Annotated in this window: 13 protein-coding genes; 7 read left to right on the top strand and 6 right to left on the bottom strand. The window is 67.8% G+C overall.

Annotated features, from left to right (window positions below; genetic code table 11):
• The first annotated feature begins 344 nt into the window (after positions 1 to 344).
• Positions 345 to 1,991 (top strand): 2-isopropylmalate synthase, encoded by a 1,647-nt coding sequence (leuA, locus tag ABIC50_RS26510; protein ID WP_354167954.1) that lies wholly within the window; start codon positions 345 to 347, stop codon positions 1,989 to 1,991.
• 142 nt (positions 1,992 to 2,133) lie between these two features.
• Here leuA and ABIC50_RS26505 read toward each other — a convergent pair whose 3' ends face one another.
• Complete coding sequence (locus tag ABIC50_RS26505) at positions 2,134 to 2,517, bottom strand: nuclear transport factor 2 family protein (protein ID WP_165752060.1); 384 nt, start codon at positions 2,515 to 2,517, stop codon at positions 2,134 to 2,136.
• A 45-nt stretch (positions 2,518 to 2,562) separates the two neighbouring features.
• A complete protein-coding gene (locus tag ABIC50_RS26500; protein ID WP_354167951.1) occupies positions 2,563 to 3,132 on the bottom strand; it encodes an acyloxyacyl hydrolase in 570 nt (189 codons plus the stop codon).
• Positions 3,133 to 3,492: 360 nt separating this feature from the next.
• Here ABIC50_RS26500 and rpoH point away from each other — a divergent pair, with 360 nt between their 5' ends.
• The 6 genes from rpoH (at position 3,493) to ABIC50_RS26470 (ending at position 11,030) form a co-directional block, all read left to right on the top strand.
• Positions 3,493 to 4,428 carry an RNA polymerase sigma factor RpoH gene (gene rpoH / locus ABIC50_RS26495; RefSeq protein WP_006753294.1) on the top strand — a complete coding sequence of 312 codons (936 nt, stop codon included), beginning with the start codon at positions 3,493 to 3,495 and terminating at the stop codon, positions 4,426 to 4,428.
• 339 nt (positions 4,429 to 4,767) lie between these two features.
• On the top strand, positions 4,768 to 5,046 hold the full coding sequence (gene cydP / locus ABIC50_RS26490; RefSeq protein ID WP_471686026.1) for a cytochrome oxidase putative small subunit CydP: 279 nt from the start codon (positions 4,768 to 4,770) through the stop codon (positions 5,044 to 5,046).
• Positions 5,036 to 6,613 carry a cytochrome ubiquinol oxidase subunit I gene (locus tag ABIC50_RS26485; protein WP_175662513.1) on the top strand — a complete coding sequence of 526 codons (1,578 nt, stop codon included), beginning with the start codon at positions 5,036 to 5,038 and terminating at the stop codon, positions 6,611 to 6,613. Before cydP ends, ABIC50_RS26485 begins: the two co-directional genes overlap by 11 nt.
• A 31-nt stretch (positions 6,614 to 6,644) precedes the next feature.
• A complete protein-coding gene (gene cydB / locus ABIC50_RS26480) occupies positions 6,645 to 7,781 on the top strand; it encodes a cytochrome d ubiquinol oxidase subunit II (protein ID WP_229060862.1) in 1,137 nt (378 codons plus the stop codon).
• A gap of 55 nt (positions 7,782 to 7,836) precedes the next feature.
• Entirely contained in the window at positions 7,837 to 7,959 is a 123-nt protein-coding gene (cydX, locus tag ABIC50_RS26475) for a cytochrome bd-I oxidase subunit CydX (protein ID WP_006483737.1), read from the top strand.
• 587 nt (positions 7,960 to 8,546) lie between these two features.
• Positions 8,547 to 11,030 (top strand): beta-N-acetylhexosaminidase, encoded by a 2,484-nt coding sequence (locus tag ABIC50_RS26470; protein ID WP_354167948.1) that lies wholly within the window; start codon positions 8,547 to 8,549, stop codon positions 11,028 to 11,030.
• Between the two features lie 363 nt (positions 11,031 to 11,393).
• Here the strand turns inward: ABIC50_RS26470 and nagE are convergent, their stop codons facing one another.
• The 4 genes from nagE to nagA form a co-directional block, all read right to left on the bottom strand.
• A complete protein-coding gene (gene nagE, locus ABIC50_RS26465) occupies positions 11,394 to 13,157 on the bottom strand; it encodes an N-acetylglucosamine-specific PTS transporter subunit IIBC (RefSeq protein WP_354167945.1) in 1,764 nt (587 codons plus the stop codon).
• A gap of 87 nt (positions 13,158 to 13,244) precedes the next feature.
• Complete coding sequence (gene ptsP / locus ABIC50_RS26460; protein WP_354167943.1) at positions 13,245 to 15,827, bottom strand: phosphoenolpyruvate--protein phosphotransferase; 2,583 nt, start codon at positions 15,825 to 15,827, stop codon at positions 13,245 to 13,247.
• Between the two features lie 15 nt (positions 15,828 to 15,842).
• Complete coding sequence (locus ABIC50_RS26455; protein ID WP_175723281.1) at positions 15,843 to 16,850, bottom strand: SIS domain-containing protein; 1,008 nt, start codon at positions 16,848 to 16,850, stop codon at positions 15,843 to 15,845.
• Entirely contained in the window at positions 16,843 to 17,946 is a 1,104-nt protein-coding gene (nagA, locus tag ABIC50_RS26450) for an N-acetylglucosamine-6-phosphate deacetylase (RefSeq protein WP_006755180.1), read from the bottom strand. The genes ABIC50_RS26455 and nagA overlap by 8 nt, the downstream gene beginning before the upstream one ends.
• Between the last annotated feature and the right edge of the window lie 83 nt (positions 17,947 to 18,029).

The following is an 18,029-nucleotide window of genomic DNA, read 5'->3' as shown; positions in this document are numbered from 1 at the left end:
TTGACACGCGCACGCATCCTGGCATAGAGTTGTCGCCATGCGTTCCTTTCCGAACACCCTCCGAATTACCTCCGGCCGCCTAGCGCGGTCGCTATCGCTACGACTAGCCTAAGGCTCTCGTAGCGCCGTGTGCTGTCCGCACGGTCCCTCCAGCAGTTCCTCGCAGCACCCTTCTCGCAGTTTTTACAACCCGAAGTCGTCAGCATTCGTCCGTCTATCCGTCGGTCGATTCGCGAAGATCATCCGCATCCGCGGCGCGTTTCCCGCGCCACGGTGCGAGGCAGCGCCAACCGTCGCTCCTGCCGCCCGTCTTCGCTCGCGACTTGAGACCCGAGGTCCCGAAGATGAAGCGCAACCCGCAAGAGAAGTACCGTCCGTTCGAACCCGTCCGCCTCAATGGCCGCCGCTGGCCGACCCGCACCATCGAGCGTGCGCCGGTCTGGATGAGCACCGACCTGCGCGACGGCAACCAGTCGCTGATCGAGCCGATGAGCATCGAGCAGAAGCTGGAGTTCTTCGACATGCTGGTTGCGATCGGTTTCAAGGAGATCGAAGTCGGTTTTCCGTCGGCGTCGCAAACCGACTTCGATTTCGTGCGCAAGCTGATCGACGACAAGCGCATCCCCGACGACGTGACGATCGAAGTGCTCGTCCAGTCGCGCGAAGACCTGATCGCACGCACCTTCGACGCGCTCGAAGGCGTGCCGCGCGCGATCGTCCACCTGTACAACGCGATCTGCCCGTCGTTCCGCCGCATCGTGTTCGGGATGTCGAAGGACGACGTGAAGGCACTCGCGGTCGACGGCACGCGACTGATCAAGGAACATGCGGCGGCCCGTCCGGACACGCACTGGACCTACCAGTACTCGCCGGAAACCTTCAGCATGACCGAACTGACGTTCGCGCGCGAAGTGTGCGACGCGGTCGCGCAGGCCTGGCGGCCGACCCGCGATCACAAGATGATCGTCAATCTGCCGGCAACCGTCGAAGCCGCGAGCCCGAACGTGTTCGCCGACCAGATCGAGTGGATGGACCGCAATCTCGCGTATCGCGACAGCATCGTGCTGTCCGTGCATCCGCACAACGATCGCGGCACCGCGGTCGCGGCCGCCGAACTCGCGCTGCTCGCGGGCGCCGACCGCATCGAGGGCTGCCTGTTCGGCAACGGCGAGCGCACCGGCAACGTCGATCTCGTCACGCTCGCGCTGAACCTCTATACGCAGGGCATCGACCCGGGCCTCGATTTCTCCGACATCGACGCGGTGCGCCGCGTGGTCGAGCGCTGCAACCAGATTCCGGTGCATCCGCGCCATCCGTACGCGGGCGACCTCGTGTTCACCGCATTCTCGGGCTCGCACCAGGACGCGATCCGCAAGGGTTTCGCGCAGCAGCGGCCCGACGCGGTGTGGGAGGTGCCGTATCTGCCGATCGACCCGGCCGACCTCGGCCGCAGCTATGACGCGGTGATCCGCGTGAACAGCCAGTCCGGCAAGGGCGGCGCGACGTTCCTGCTCGAACGCGGGATGGGCTTCACGCCGACGCGCCGCGTGCAGATCGAATTCAGCCACGCGGTGCAGACGCTCGCCGACGCGTCCGGCGAGGAAGTGACCGGCGATGCGATCTGCGCGCTGTTCGCCCGCGAGTTCTTCGAGACCGCCGGCCCGGCCGCGCGCCACGGTGACGCCGCGCGCTGGCAGAACCGCGACATCGCGGCCGCGCCGCCGGCCGACGCGACGCCCGAAGACGCCGTGCGACGGATGGCCGCGGCCTTCGCGACGGCGGCAGGCGCGACGATCGACGTCGCGTCGTGCGAACACGCGCGCACGACGGACGGCAGGATCGCGGTATCGGTCGGCTGCCGGATCGGCGATGCGCCGCTGCGGCATGGCGTCGGGGTGCACGCCGACGCGGCGAGCGCCGCGCTCGACGCGGTCGTCAGCGCGATCAACCGCTCGGCCTGGCATTGCGCCGATCGACGCGCGGCGGCCTGAGCACCGCGTTTCACTTCAGGGTTCGAACGTCAGGGAGCGGGCGTGACCGCCCGTGCGCCGCGCGATCCGCGTCGCACGGGCCAGCAAAAAGCGGCCCAGGAGGCCGCTTCGGTGGGGACATGAAAAGGAGCGCCACGCGCGCTCATGTCTCGGTCGCGCACCGCGTCGCCTGCCACGCCAGCAGGCGCCAGTGGCCCTGCTCGTGGGTGTGGATGGCCGTATAGGCGATCGGAAACACCAGCCCGCCATTGTTCGTTTCCATCTCGATCAGCGCGCGCCCGGTGACGACGCAGGTGGCGTCGCCGAGGGTCAGCAGGTCCTGCGACTGGATTTCGATCTGACGATAGCGGCGGCGGCCGGCGACGATTGCGTCGATGAACTGCTGCTTGGTTTCGCGTTTGCCGTTGGTGTGCACGAAGAACACCTTGTCCGACAATTGCGCGTCAAGCGCTTCGCCGTCTCCGTCGACCATCGCCCGGAACCGATCGCGCTCGAGTGCGCGAATCGCATCGACCACCTTCGTCATCGCCTGACTCCTCGGCAACGCGCCCGCCGTGCGCGGGCGTGCGGATCAGAAGTTGTACTGCACGTAGAACTGGTGGAAATTTATACCAGGATTCGGCTCTTTGATACCCGCGTTAGACACATGTTGAAAACGGTAACCGAGCTGATACTGTTGGCGTGCTCCGAACTGCGCGCCGACGCCGACCACATCCGCGAACTGGAAGGAGGTCGACAACGACAGATCGTTCGAGATCGTCGGGTGCGTGAGGAAGCGGATGCCGGCGCCGGCCTCGATGAACGGGCGAACCTGGCCAGCGCTCTTGATGAAACGGAACATCGGCGTCGCGCCGAACTCCCCGATATTGGCGTGAACATTGCCGCCCGTATGCCAGTAGCCGGCGTGGCCTTCCATCACGAACGTGAAGTGCCAGCCGCCGATTTCCCACCAGTTCCAGCCGGGATCCCACACCACGGCGAGATCGGCCTTGTCGATCCCGTGGCGATCGGAAAAACCGCCGCCCGCCTGGATCCCCCAGCGGTCCGCGAACGCGGCCCCCGATCCGCCCAGCAGCGACGCCGCCAGCAGCGCATGCAGCGCAAGCCGGCAACGGGACCGGCGATTCTTCTTATTGTTCATCTGACACTCCAACTTTGCGGGTTGAATGGAGCCTTGCCGCAGCGGCCGGCCCGAGCGAACTGAATGGTATGGTAAAGGACTTTTCGGATCGGCATCACGAAGCGAAATTGTTTGCTTCCAAAACTACAAAAATCGAAAACGTCTACTGATTACCATCAGAAACAACGGTTTACGGAACTTCCCCTCGCAGCCCCGGTCGCAAATTAGACTATCGACTCGACAAGTTCGATAGAAAAACCGGGAACTCGGATGCCCACGCGCCCTCTAAGGATTAGCACTCGGATTCCGGGAGTGCTAAGATGGGCCCCGGAATCTCATCCGAGACCAGGGGTTTGTCCCTGATTCCAAAGGAGTTTTTTAGTGAGCCACGCCCTGACCCTTCCGAACACCCTGAGCCCGACGCCGGCCAAGGCCGAATCGGCAGGCTCGCTGGCGCTCGCAACTCAATCGATGTTGCCGGGCCAGCTTGGCAACATCGACGCGTATATCCAGGCCGTCAACCGGATCCCGCTGCTGACCGCCGAGGAAGAACGCCGCTATGCGACCGAATTCCGCGAAGACAACAACCTCGACTCGGCCCGCCGCCTCGTGCTGTCGCACCTGCGGCTCGTCGTGTCGATCGCGCGCAACTATCTCGGCTACGGCCTGCCGCATGGCGACCTGATCCAGGAAGGCAACATCGGCCTGATGAAGGCGGTGAAGCGGTTCGACCCGACGCAAAACGTGCGCCTGGTGTCGTACGCGATCCACTGGATCAAGGCCGAGATCCACGAGTACATCCTGCGCAACTGGCGGATGGTGAAGGTCGCGACGACGAAGGCGCAGCGCAAGCTGTTCTTCAACCTGCGCAGCCACAAGAAGAGCATGCAGGCGATGACGCCCGAGGAAATCGACGGCCTCGCGCAGGAGCTCAACGTCAAGCGCGAAGACGTGACCGAGATGGAAACGCGCCTGTCGGGCGGCGACATCGCGCTCGAGGGGCAAGTGGACGACGGCGAGGAGTCGTATGCGCCGATCGCCTACCTGGCCGATTCGCACAACGAGCCGAGCGCCGTGCTCGCCGCGCGTCAGCGCGACATGCTGCAGACGGACGGCATTGCGCAGGCGCTCGAGGCGCTCGACGCACGCAGCCGCCGGATCATCGAGGCGCGCTGGCTGAACGTCGACGACGACGGCTCGGGCGGCTCGACGCTGCACGATCTCGCCGCCGAATTCGGCGTGTCGGCGGAACGCATCCGCCAGATCGAAGCGAGCGCCATGAAGAAGATGCGCACCGCACTCGCCGAATACGCATAAATCCGCGATTCAGCACGCTTCATCCAAAACCGCTGCCCGACCGGCAGCGGTTTTTTTTCGTCTGTCGTTTGTCTGTCGTTTCGCGCGTCGCCGCGCTAATTAATCGACGTTATTGACCGGCTATCGGCCGGTTTCCCGCCCCATCCGCATATCGTTGATCTACCTCAAGTTTTGACCCGCGATTCGCGACGGTCTGCCGCAGCGCGGCACTCGGCAGCGGAAAGCCGGCGTTTTAAAATTGGCATGTCGGCTTAAAAGGATTAAAACAGCTTAAGTGCCGTCATAAATCCGACGTAAAGTCGCCCCAAAACCCACGTAAATCGATTCAGGATAATCGCCTTGATCTCGATCAACAAAGAGCCTGCGCCGCCTCCCCCGCAGGCCGCCGGCATGATCGGCTGGCGCGCGCGCATCGCCGCGTGGGCGCGCGGCCCGACCCTCATGCGCGACATCACGCTGGTGCTGATCGTCAAGCTGATCCTCCTGATGTCGCTCAAATACGCATTCTTCAATCATCCGCAGGCCGAGCACATGTCACTGCCGCCTGCCGTCGTCGCCGAGAAGCTGCTCTCGGTGCCGGCTCCTGCATCTACCGAGGGAGACCACCATGATAAGTAGCGAAGTCGTCGATCTGTCACGTCTACAGTTCGGCATCACGGCGCTCTACCACTTCCTGTTCGTGCCGCTGACGCTCGGCCTGTCCTGGCTGCTCGTCATCATGGAAGCCGTCTACGTGATGACGGGCAAGCAGGTCTACAAGGACATGACCCAGTTCTGGGGCAAGCTGTTCGGGATCAACTTCGCGATGGGCGTGACGACCGGCATCACGCTCGAATTCCAGTTCGGCACGAACTGGTCGTACTACTCGCACTACGTCGGCGACATCTTCGGCGTGCCGCTCGCGGTGGAAGGCCTGATGGCGTTCTTCCTCGAATCGACGTTCGTCGGCCTGTTCTTCTTCGGCTGGAACCGCCTGTCGAAGATCAAGCACCTGATGGTCACGTTCCTCGTCGCGCTGGGCTCGAACCTGTCCGCGCTGTGGATTCTCGTCGCGAACGGCTGGATGAACAACCCGGTGGGCGCGGCGTTCAACTACCAGACGATGCGCATGGAGATGACGAGCCTGTTCGACGTGCTGTTCAACCCGGTCGCGCAGGTGAAGTTCGTGCACACCGTGTCGGCCGGCTACGTGTCGGCGGCGATGTTCGTGCTCGGCGTGTCGTCGTGGTACCTGCTGAAGAAGCGCGACGTCGACTTCGCGCTGCGCTCGTTCGCGGTCGCGGCCGGCTTCGGCCTCGCGGCGACGCTCTGCGTGATCGTGCTCGGCGACGAATCGGGCTATACGACCGGCGAAGTGCAGAAGATGAAGCTCGCCGCGATCGAATCCGAATGGGAAACGCAGCCGGCGCCCGCGTCGTTCACGCTGATCGGGATTCCGAACCAGGAAGCGCAGCGCACCGACTATGCGATCAAGATCCCGTACGCGCTCGGCCTGATCGCGACGCGCTCGATCGACGAGCCGGTGATCGGCCTGCGCGAGCTCGCGAAGCGCAGCGAGGAGCACATCCAGAGCGGGATGCTCGCGTACGGCGCGCTGCAGAAGATCAAGCAGGGCGACACGAGCGACGCGACCCGCGCGTTGTTCGACCAACACAAGCAGTATCTCGGCTACGGGCTGATGCTCAAGCAGTTCACGCCGAACGTGACGGACGCAACACCCGAGCAGATCAAGGCCGCCGCGAAGAAGACGATCCCGCCGGTCGCGCCCGTATTCTTCTCGTTCCGGATCATGGTGGCCTTGGGCTTCCTGTTCGTCGCGACGTTCGTTGCCGCGTTCTGGTTCTGCGCGCGCCGCGAGCTGCTGCAGGACAACCGCCGCTGGTTCCTCCGCTACGCGGTGTGGGCGATTCCGCTGCCGTGGATCGCGATCGAATTCGGCTGGATCGTCGCCGAGCTCGGCCGCCAGCCGTGGACGATCGCCGGCGTGCTGCCGACGCATCTGTCGGCGTCGAGCCTGCAGCCGAGCGACCTGTACCTGAGTCTCGCCGGCTTCATCCTGTTCTACACCGCGCTGTTCGTCATCGAGATCAAGCTGATGTTCAAGTACGCGCGCCTCGGCCCGTCGTCGCTGCATACCGGCCGCTATCACCACGAAATCGCCGCCGGCGAGCGTGCCACGGTTTGAGCACGCGCCCGCAACGGAACAAGGAATCGCTATGGACTATGCAACTCTCAAGCTGATCTGGTGGCTGCTCGTCGGCGTGCTGCTGATCGGCTTCGCCGTCACCGACGGCTTCGACATGGGCGCGACCGCGCTGCTGCCGTTCCTCGGCAAGACCGACGACGAGCGCCGCATCATCGTCAACACGGTCGGCGCGACGTGGGAAGGCAACCAGGTATGGCTGATCACGGCCGGCGGCGCGATGTTCGCCGCGTGGCCGCTCGTCTACGCCGCGTCGTTCTCCGGCTTCTACTTCGCGATGCTGCTCGTGCTGTTCGCGCTGTTCTTCCGGCCGGTCGGCTTCGACTATCGCAGCAAGCGGCCCGACCCGCGCTGGCGCGCGGGCTGGGACTGGGGGCTGTTCGTCGGCGGCTTCGTGCCGGCGCTGGTGTTCGGCGTCGCGTTCGGCAACCTGCTGCAGGGCGTGCCGTTCCAGTTCGACAGCGACCTGCGGGTGACCTACTACGGCGGCTTCTGGGCGCTGCTGAACCCGTTCGCGCTGCTCTGCGGGCTCGTCAGCCTCACGATGCTCGTCGCGCACGGCGCGGCCTTCATCAAGATGAAGACCGACGGCGTGATCGCGCGCCGCGCGTCGATCGCGCTGCGCGTGTCGGCGCTCCTGGCGGTCGTGCTGTTCGTGCTGGCCGGTGTGCTGGTCGCATCGACGATCGGCGGCTTCCACATCACGCACGCCGCGCCGAACGACACGGTCGCGAACCCGCTGCTGAAGGACGTCGCCGCCGGCTCCGGCCTGTGGCTGGCGAACTACGGCGAGTATCCGTGGATGATGGCGGCGCCGCTGGTCGGGATCGCGGGCGGCCTGCTCGCGCTGCTGCTCGCCGGCTCCCGACAGGAAAAGACGGCGTTCTTCTGCACCGGCCTGATGATCACCGGCGTGATCCTGACCGCGGGCTTCTCGATGTTCCCGTTCATCATGCCGTCGTCGCTCGACCCGCGCAGCAGCCTGACCGTGTGGGATTCGACGTCGAGCCACATGACGCTGCAGGTGATGCTGTTCGCGGTGATCGTGTTCCTGCCGATCGTCCTGCTCTATACGAGCTGGGTCTATCGCGTGATGCGCGGCAAGGTCACGCGCCAGACGCTCGAAGAGAACGAACACTCGATGTATTGAACCCGGCCGGGGGCGCGCACGCGCCCTCGCCCACCGTTTCGCAAGGAGTCGGATCATGTGGTATTTCAGCTGGATTCTCGGTATCGGCGTCGCGCTGTCGTTCGGCATCGTCAACGCGATGTGGCTCGAAGCGCGGCAGAAGCCGCAGGAAGCGCCGGTGCGCGCACGCCGCGACTGACGTGTGCGCGGCGGCGGCGCGCATCTCGCCCCGCCGCCGCTGCCTCCGGAACGAACCTCGCTTCATGCGAGGTTTTTTTTCGTCCGGACAGTTGGGGGCGAGCGCGGCCGGTCGATCCCAATTTAGCGCCAGATTGATACCACTTGAATACCAATAAAAGGTTTCATATGATCGTTGGACGCGGCCGCCAACAGGCCGAATCCATTTGAGTGGGGGAGACATGCGAATCCCGTGTGGGGCGCGCGCGTGCGCGTCGCGTCGCCGCTTGCGTGCGGCAGCTGCTTGCCGGGTGACGGCGCTCGCCGTTGCCGTCGGGCGCGACCACCTCGATACCGTCGGCGACGTGCGCATCCACGCCGCTCCCTCTGCCGCCCCTTCCCGATGAACGCGCCGACGTGCCCTCGCCGATCGGATCGGCACGCGTGTCCGCCTCCCGTTCCGTAACGCACGCGACTCGCGTGCCGAATACGTCCGGCGCGACCGCCTCGCGCCGGGCGCTGGTGTCCCCGCAGCTCCGTTGAAAGACCCGACCGCGGCGACGTCGTCCCACGACGCCGCGACGCCCCCCTTTTTTCTCAGGAGTTCGAATGAAGAGCACGTTGCCCTCCCTGCTGACCGGCTTGCTGATCGCGGCGCTGTTGCCGGCCGCGACCTGCGCCGCGCCGGTGCAAACCGCCGCCGGCGCGATCGCCGGCACCGCCCGGGCGGCCATGCAGCCGGCCGATCTCGCTGCATTGCTGTCGAACGGCCTCGCGTTGCGCGTGTCCGTGGACAACAACCACGCGGCCGCGGCCGGCGTGCCGTGTGCGGACCTCGGCGCCGACGGCGCGGCCTGCGCGACGGGCCGCCTCTTTCTGCAGAACCGCGGCCACCAGCCGATCGCCGACGGCGGCTGGAAGCTCTACCTGCACAGCATCCGCCGCCTGCTGCGAATCGACCGTCCGGGCTTCGCGCTGCGCCGGCTCACCGGCGACCTGTACGAGCTGACGCCGCAGCCGGGATCGGTACGGCTCGCGCCCGGCGAACGCATCGAGCTGCCGTTCGTCGCCGAATACTGGGTGCGGCGCTACAGCGACGTGATTCCGCGGCCGTACGTCGTCGTCGACGGCGCGCCGCCCGCGGTGCTCCGCTACAACGACACCGACAACGAGCTGCGCTACGTCGAATCGCTGCCGGCCGACGCGCAGAACAATTCGACGGGCAACGCGCCGGCCGTCGCCGCGCGGCCCGACGCGAGCCGCGCGCTGCCGAGCGTGAAGCGCGAGCAGCCGCTGCCCGGCGCGCTCGATCTGCGCGGCGTCGAGCTCTTGCTGGCCGGCCTGCCCGACGCGCAGGTCGCGGCGCTGCGCGAGCGCGCGACGACGCTCGGCCTGGACGGCACACGCGTGCCGGTGCTCGGCGCGGTCGCACCGCGCCGGCTGCCGGCCGACATCGCGACGCCGGGCGGCTACCGGCTCGCGATCGGGCCGCGCGGCGTCCTCATCGAAGGCTACGATCGCGCCGGCCTCTACTACGGCGTGCAGACGCTGTTCTCGCTTGCACCGGCCGGCGGCGGCACGATCCCGGCGCTGCTCATCGAGGATGCGCCGCGCTTCACGCATCGCGGGATGCACGTCGATCTCGCGCGCAACTTCAAGCAGCCGGCGACGCTGCGCCGCCTGATCGACCAGATGAGTGCGTACAAGCTCAATCGCCTGCACCTGCACCTGTCGGACGACGAAGGCTGGCGCATCGAGATTCCCGGCCTGCCCGAGCTGACCGACATCGGCGCGCGCCGCTGCCACGATCCGAGCGAGACGCGCTGCCTGCTGCCGCAACTCGGCTCCGGCCCCGACAATCGCTCGGGCGGCGGCTACCTGACGCGCGCCGACTACGTCGCGCTCGTGCGCTACGCGGCCGACCGCTTCATCGACGTGATTCCCGAAATCGACATGCCCGCGCACGCGCGCGCGGCCGTCGTGTCGATGGAGGCGCGCTACCGCCGGCTGCATGCGGCCGGCCGCGACCAGGACGCGAACGCGTACCGGCTGCTCGATCCGCAGGACACGTCGAACCTGACGACGGTGCAGTTCTACGACCGGCGCAGCGACCTGAACCCGTGCGTGCCGGGCGCGCTCAACTTCGCGTCGAAGGTGATCCGCGAGATCGCGGCGATGCATGCGGACGCGCAGGCGCCGCTGCGCATCTGGCACTACGGCGGCGACGAAGCGAAGAACATCCTGCTCGGCGGCGGCTTCCAGCCGTTGAACGGCACCGATCCGAACAAGGGGCGCATCGACCTCGCCGCGCAGGACAAGCCGTGGGCGCGCTCGCCCGCGTGCACGGCGCTGCTCCAGCGCGGCGAGATCAAGTCGATCGACGAGCTGCCGACGCGCTTCGCGAAACAGGTGAGCGCGGCGGTCGACGCGAACGGGATCGGCACGATGGCCGCGTGGCAGGACGGCATCAAGCATGCGAACGGGCCGCAGGACTTCAGCACGCGGCATGTGATGGTGTCGCTGTGGGACACGATCTTCTGGGGCGCATCCGACAGCGCGCGCGACCTGAGCGGCAAGGGCTACCAGACGGTGCTGGCGCTGCCCGATTACCTGTACTTCGACTTCCCGTACACGCTGAACCCGCGCGAGCGCGGCTATTACTGGGGCTCGCAGGCAACCGACGAGTACAAGGTGTTCTCGCTCGCGCCGGAGAACCTGCCGCAGAACGCCGAGGTGATGGGCGATCGCGACGGCAACGCGTTCGAGGTGACCGGCACGGGCGCCGCGCCGCGCATCGAAGGCATCCAGGGGCAGGCCTGGGGCGAGGTGATGCGCAACGACACGTTCCTCGAGTACATGGTGTATCCGCGCCTGCTCGCGCTCGCCGAACGCGCGTGGCACCGCGCCGACTGGGAGCTGCCGTACGCGGCCGGCGTGCGCTACAAGCGCGGCGACACGCACCGCGTCGACACGGCCGCGCTGCAGCGCGACTGGGCCGGTTTCGCGACGCTCGTCACGCAGCGCGAATTGCCGAAGCTCGACCGTGCCGGCATCGGCTATCGGAAGCCGACTTTCACGCTGACGAACCCGTGAACGGTCGAGCGGCTGAGCGGTCGAGCGGCTGACCGCTGACCGCTGACCGCTGACCGCTGACCGCTGACCGCTGACCGCTGACCGCTGGCGGCTGGCCGCTGATCGCTGAGCGGCTGACCGGCTGACCGGCTGACCGGCTGAGCGGCCGATCAGTCGACGAGCGGTCGAGGGATCGAGTGTTCGAGCCGCTGACCGCTGAGCGACTGAGCGACTGAGCGACTGAGCGGTGCGCGGTGCGCGGTGCGCGATGCAGACGAACGCATCGCGCATACGCGCCGCCAATGAAAAACGGCTTGCGACGCATCGCAAGCCGTTTTCGTTTTGCTGCCCTGCGACCCGGCGGACCGGGCCCGTCTCAGCACATCAGGCCGGTTGCGCGGCCGCGCCGCCGCCCGTCGACGGCAGCCGTGCGCCGAGCTGTTCGGCGTAGCGCGCCGCCGCGTTGCCGCAGACGATGTGGAACGTGTCCGGCGACACCCATGCGACATCGAGTGCACCGAGGCGCTCGCGATCGACCGCCGATGCATCGCGCACGACGACACGCAGGCGCGTGGTCGCGATCGCATCGAGCGTCGCGACGTTGGTCGCGCCGCCGAACACCGCGAGCCAGCGCAGCGGATCGGGATCGAGCGGGCCGGCCGCCGCGCCCGTGACCGGCTGCGCGGCCGCGGCCGTGGCCGGCGCCGCGGCGCCGCTTGCGCCGCTGCCGATCGCCGAACGCATCTCGTCGGCAATGATGTCGGCCTCGGGCCCGATGATCACCTGCACGCTGTTGCCGCCGCGCTTGAGCACGCCGCGCGCGCCGATCGACTTCAGTTCAGACTCGGACACCTTCTCCGGATCGACGACGCTCAGGCGCAGACGCGTCGTGCATGCGTCGACGACCGTCAGGTTGCCCGCCCCGCCGAGCGCGGCGATGTAGCGCAGCGCACGCGGCGCTGCCGCCGCGGCACCGGCGGCCGGCGCGACGAAACCGCCCGACGCGAACGACTCGGTCGCCGCATCGGCCGAGGCCGGCTCGCGGCCCGGCGTCGCCATGTTGAACTTGCGGATGAAGAAGCGGAACAGCCCGTAGTACGCGACACCGTACGCGATGCCGAGCGGAATCGCGATCCAGCCCTTCGTCGACAGCCCGTAGTTCAGCACGTAGTCGATCGCGCCAGCCGAGAACGTGAAGCCGAGCTTCACGCCGAGCAGCTGGCAGATCGCGAGCGACAGCCCGGTGAGCACCGCGTGGATCACGTACAGCACCGGCGCGAGGAACATGAAGCTGAATTCGATCGGCTCGGTCACGCCGGTCAGGAACGACGTGAGCGCCATCGAGAACAGCAGGCCGCCGACCATCGCGCGGCGCTCCTTCGGCGCTTCGTGCAGCATCGCCAGACACGCGGCCGGCAGGCCGAACATCATGATCGGGAAGAAGCCGGCCATGAAGGTGCCCGCGGTCGAATCGCCCGCGAAGAAGCGGTGCAGGTCGCCGTGCACGATCTCGCCACCGGCCGGCGGCGTGAAGTTGCCGAACACGAACCACGCGAGTGAGTTGATGATGTGGTGCAGGCCCGTGACGAGCAGCAGCCGGTTCAGGAAGCCGAACACGAACGCACCGATCGCGCCCGCCGTCGTGAGCCACTGGCCGGCCGCGTCGATCGCATGCTGGACCGGCTGCCACACGTAGCCGAACACGATGCCGAGTATCACGCACGCGAGCCCCGTGATGATCGGCACGAACCGCTTGCCGCCGAAGAACGCGAGGTAGTCCGGCAGCTTGATGTCCTTGTAGCGGTTGTACAGCAGCCCCGCGACCACGCCCGCGATGATCCCGGACAGCACGCCCATGTTCAGCTTGGGATCGATGTCCTTCATGATCGCGGTTTCGATCAGGTAGCCGATCGCGCCCGCGAGCGCCGCCACGCCGTTGTTGTCCTTCGCGAAACCGACCGCCACGCCGATCGCGAACAAGAGCGGCAGGTTGTCGAAGATCGCGCCGCCGGCGTCGGCGATCATCTTGATGTTGAACACATCGGGCTGCCCGAGCCGCAGCAGGATGCCGGCGACCGGCAACACCGCGATCGGCAGCATCAGCGCCCGGCCCAGGCCCTGTATCTTCAGAAACGGATTCCCGTCCATTCAGTCCTCCAGTCCATGTCTCGTCGTTAATCGTCGTTGAACGAATTGCTTTCGTGGTGAAACGGGTCGCGCGCCCGCCGTCGACGTTCAGTCGAGCGGCCAGACCTCGCGGCTTGCTGCCCTTACCGCCTGTGCCGAGTCGAGTGCGAGCAGATCCTGCGCACGCTGGCGACACAGCTGGTAATCGAGACGGCGCACGCGCGCCTTGATGCCCGGCACCGACACCGGATCCACCGACAATTCGGTCACGCCGAGGCCGACGAGGATCGGCACCGCGAGCGGATCGCCGCCCAGCGCGCCGCACACGCCGACCCACTTGCCGTGCTTCGCCGCGCCGCGCACCGCGATGTCGATCAGGCGCAGCACGGCCGGATGCAGGCCGTCGGACTGCGCGGCCAGATCGGCCTGGCAGCGGTCCATCGCGAGCGTGTACTGCGTGAGGTCGTTGGTGCCGATCGACAGGAAATCCGCGTGCTGCGCGAGCTGGTCGGCAAGCAGCGCCGCCGACGGCACCTCGATCATCACGCCGACCTCGATCGGCTCGGTGCGGCCCTGCGCACGCGCGAATTCATCGATGCGCTTGCGCAGCCGCACGAGTTCGCCCGCATCCGTCACCATCGGCAGCAGGATGCGCACCGCGCCGAACGGCCGCACCGCGAGCAGGCCCTGCAATTGATCGTCGAGCAAGTCGGGGCGCACCTGCGCGAGGCGGATGCCGCGCAGGCCGAGCGCCGGGTTCGGTTCGGGCGGCAGCGTCAGGTAGTCGACTTCCTTGTCGGCACCGACGTCGAGCGTGCGGATGATCGCAGTGCGGCCCTGCAGCGCGTCGACGATCGACTGGTAGCTCTGCTGATGCTCGACCGCGCTCGGCGCGGCCTGGCGATGGATGAACATCAGCTCGGTGCGCAGCAGGCCGATCGCGTCCGCGCCGTTGTCGACCGCGGTGTTCGCGTCGTCGAGCGTCGCGATGTTCGCGGCGACCTCGATCGCGCGGCCGTCGGTGGTCGCGGCGGCGGCACCGGCCAACTGCCGGTTCGCTTCGCGCACGCCGTCCAGACGCTGGCGTTCGTGGCGCGCGCGCTCGACGTCGAGCGCGGTCGGTGCGTGTTCGAGACGGCCCGCGCTCGCATCGACGACGACCTGCGTGCCGTCCGGAATCGCGTACAGCGCGTCGCCGACCGCGACGAGCGCCGGAATGCCGAGTTGGCGCGCGATGATCGCCGCATGCGACGTCGCGCCGCCGCGCGCCATCACGAGCGCGGTCACGCGCTGGCGATCGAGCGACGACAGGTCCGACGGCGTGAATTCCTCGGCGGCGAGCACGGCCTCGTCGGGCAGTGCGCGCGTCGCGCCGCTGGTGTGGCCGAGCGCGCGCAGCACGCGCTTCTCGATGTCGCGCAGGTCGGCCGCGCGCTCGGCGAGCAGCGCGTCGTCGAGCTTCGACAGCGTGTCGATCTGCGCGCGGATCGTCGCGCGCCACGCGAAGCCCGCGCTCTTGCCGAGGCTGATCTGGTCGCGCGCCGCGTCGACCAGCGTGGGGTCCTCGAGCAGCACGCGATGCACCGCGAAGATCCCCGCCTCGCCGACTGCGCCGCGCGCCGACGCGTTGCGCACCGTTTCGTCGAGTTCGGCATCGACCGCCTTCAGCGCCTGGTCGAGCCGGCGGCTTTCCGACGCGGGCGTGCCGGACGCCTGTTCGGGCGGCACGATGTCCGCATCGTCGAGACGCACGAGCGTGCCGACCGCGATGCCGGGCGCCGCGCATACGCCCGCGAGCGTGTTGGGGTCGAGCGACGCGCCGGTATTGCGCACGACCATCTGCGGCGCGGGCGAACGCAGCCGCGCCGGCTTCTCCTCGACTTCGCCGTGCGCTTCGCGCAGCAATTCACGTTCGACCGCTTCGACGGCTTGCTGCGCGTGCGCGCCGCGGCCGATCAGTTCGATCGTCGCGCCTTCGCCGGCGCCGAGGCCGAGCAGGCCCACGACGCTCGTGATCGACGCCTTGCGGCCGTCGAACTGCACGTCGACGGTCGCGTCGATGCCGCGCACGGATTCACGCGCCCGTGCGGCCGGGCGTGCATGCAGGCCGCCAGGCTGCGTCAGCACGAGCTCGCGGCGCACTTCCTGCATCGCCGCGGCGCCGGCCTGCGCCGCCTGCGCGGCGGCCTCGCCCTTGCCGCGCAGCGTCAGCAGCGGCGTCTCGCCGGCGGTCGCGAAACCGCTCGCGCGCTCGACGACCTCGAACGCGTCGGAGTTCGCGATCGCGATCACCGATACCAGCGAATGCGCGCTGCGCGCGACCGCGTCCTGGTCGAACTCGATCAGCAGGTCGCCCGCCGCGACCCGCGCGCCGGCTTCGACATGCGCGGTGAAGCCCTGCCCGTTCAGCTCGACGGTGTCGATGCCGATGTGCAGCAGAACTTCCGCGCCCTGCGGCGTCGTGATGGTCAATGCATGACCGGTGCGCGCGAGATGCGACACGACGCCAGCGCACGGCGCGACGAGCTTGCCCGCGAGCGGATCGATGCCGATGCCATCGCCGAACATCCCGCCGGAGAACACCGGATCGGGCACATCGGCCAGCGCGACGATCGGCCCGGTCAGCGGGGCATGCAGGACGATCGGATCATGGGTGGAACTCTTCAACTGGGACTCCTCGGCGCGTCTCATCGGCTGTCTCGGCTATCAGTGCGTTTCGGTGACTTTGTTCAGGTGGCGCGGCGTGTCGGGATTGCGGCCGCGCGCGACGGCGAGATCCGCCGCCATCACGTAGAACGAAAGAATGGCGGCGATCGGGTCGAGCGCCGAATGGGCGGACTGCGCCAGCGGCAAGGTCGCGCCGGGCGTGCCGGCAGGCGCCGCGAGCAGCACGGCGGCGCCGCGTGCGCGCATGTCCTGCGCGAGCTGCAGCAGCCCGGCCTGCTCGGGCCCCGGCGGCGCGAACACCAGCAGCGGATAGTCGCGGTCGATCAGCTCCATCGGGCCGTGACGGACTTCGGCGCTCGAGAACGCCTCGGCCTGGATGCCGGAGGTTTCCTTCAGTTTCAGCGCGGCTTCCTGCGCGATCGCAAGACCCAGGCCGCGGCCGATCACGATCATCCGCTCGACATCGGCGAGCGCGGCGACAGCCGGCGACCAGTCGAGCTGGCCGGCTTGCGCGAGCACGTCGGGCAGGCCGCGCAATGCGGTCATCAAAGCGGCGTCGCGCTGCCAGTACGCGACGATCTGCGCGGACAGCGACAGCATCGCGATATAGCTCTTGGTCGCGGCCACCGACAGCTCGGGGCCGGCCAGCAGCGGCAACTGGTGCTCGCACGCGTCGGCGAGCGGCGACGGCAGCACGTTGACGGCGGCGACGGTGCGCGCGCCGGCTTCGCGCAGCGCGGCCATCGTGTTGACGAGATCGGGGCTCTTGCCGGACTGGGAGAACGCGAGTGCGAGTTGGTCCTGCACCTTCAGCGGCGCCTGCTGCAGCGTCGCGACCGACATCGGCAGCGACGCGACGGGCACGCCGAGGCGGCTCATCGTCAGGCTCGCGAAATAGCTGGCGGCGTGATCCGAGCTGCCGCGCGCGACCGTCAGCGCAACGGCCGGCGGGTGATCGAGCAGCTGGCCGGCGAGCGCTTCGACGCGCGTGGTGTCGGCGAGTTGCGCGGCGACGACCTGGGCGGACTCGCGCGCTTCGTTAAGCATATTCGACAATCGATTCTCCTTCGACGTAGGTCGCGGTGAGGTTCAGGTCGCGATCGAACACGACGAGGTCGGCCCATGCGCCGCGCTGGAGGCGGCCGCGATCGGCGATGCCGAGGTAGTCGGCCGCATAGCGCGACATCCGGTTCGACACGTCGGCGATCGGCAAGCCGAGCGACACGAGGTTGCGCAGCGCCTGGTCCATCGTCAGCGTGCTGCCGGCGAGCGTGCCGTCTGCGAGCCGCACGCCGCCGAGGCACTTCGTCACGTGCTGGCTGCCGAGCCGGTATTCGCCGTCGGGCATGCCGGTGGCCGACGTGCTGTCGGTCACGACGTACAGGCGCGGGATTGCGCGCAGCGCCGCACGAATCGCACCGGGGTGCACGTGCAGCAGGTCGGGGATGATTTCCGCGTACTCGGCATGCGCGAGCGCCGCGCCGACGAGGCCCGGATTGCGGTGATGCAGCGGCGACATCGCGTTGAACAGGTGCGTGAAGCCGCATGCGCCGTGCTTGAGCGCGGCGACCGCGTCGTCGTAGGTCGCGAGCGAGTGGCCGAGCTGCACGCGCACGCCGCGCGCGGCCATCTCGCCGATGATCTCGATGTGGCCGGCGATTTCCGGCGCGAGCGTGACGACGCGGATCGGCGCGATCGACAGGTACTTCAGCACTTCGTCGAGCACGGCCGACACGGCCGCGTCCGGCTGCGCGCCGAGCTTGCCGGGGTTGATGTACGGCCCTTCGAGGTGCACGCCGAGCACGCGTGCGCCACCGGGCGTACGGGTGCGCGCGACGCTGCCGAGATTGGCGACGACCTCCATGAGTTCGTCGCGCGGCGCGGTCATCGTCGTCGCGAGCAGGCTCGTCGTGCCGAACTGCGCATGCGTGCGGGCGATCGTCTCGATCGCGTCGCCGCCTTCCATCACGTCGGCGCCGCCGCCGCCGTGCACGTGCAGGTCGATGAAGCCGGGCAGGATGTACGGCGCGTCGTTCTTCGCGGGATCGGCGGGCGTGCCGTCGAGCGTGGTGATGCGGCCGTTCTCGCTATCGAGCGAACCGTGAATCCAGCCGTCGGGGGTAAGGATGTTTCCAGTCAGCATGACGTTTCTCTTGATGATCTGGTGACGCGGACATCCGCGTCGCGATTTGCAAATCCGTTGCGCTTCGTCGTGTTCCGTCGCTC

Origin of the sequence: Burkholderia sp. 567 (genome assembly GCF_040545115.1) — a bacterium.
In the GTDB taxonomy this organism is placed as follows: domain Bacteria; phylum Pseudomonadota; class Gammaproteobacteria; order Burkholderiales; family Burkholderiaceae; genus Burkholderia; species Burkholderia ambifaria.
Note: the sequence above shows the minus strand (reverse complement) of the source record. Positions and strands in the feature narration are given on the sequence as shown.